Here is a 277-nt window from a genome sequence, read left to right on the forward strand (position 1 = left end):
CTGTATTTTTCATCTAAGATTTTTTTCCTGATGTCACTTTCTGACACATAGGGGTTTTGGGCATTAATCTTCGTTTCTTTCCCTGTATCTGTGACAGTTCGATCATTTGCTGCTTCGTATGCCCGCCTGAAAGCTCCGGCATGATTCACAATACTGTCCTTTGAGTAGTTCAGCTTACTCAAACTTTCTTTCGATGCTCTTCCTGCTTGACTACTGGCCTTCTTCGCAACGGCAGTGATATCGGAAGAGACATTTTTTAAAGTTGTATCAGCCGCAT

At 42.2% G+C, this 277-nt stretch carries 1 protein-coding gene; it reads right to left on the reverse strand.

What is annotated here, in order from left to right; genetic code table 11:
• Positions 1-277: DUF4885 family protein (locus CH339_RS25625; protein WP_146610304.1), on the reverse strand; the 277-nt coding region annotated here is incomplete at both ends.

The sequence above is a fragment of the Rhodobium orientis genome (assembly GCF_003258835.1).
Lineage (GTDB): Bacteria > Pseudomonadota > Alphaproteobacteria > Rhizobiales > Rhodobiaceae > Rhodobium > Rhodobium orientis.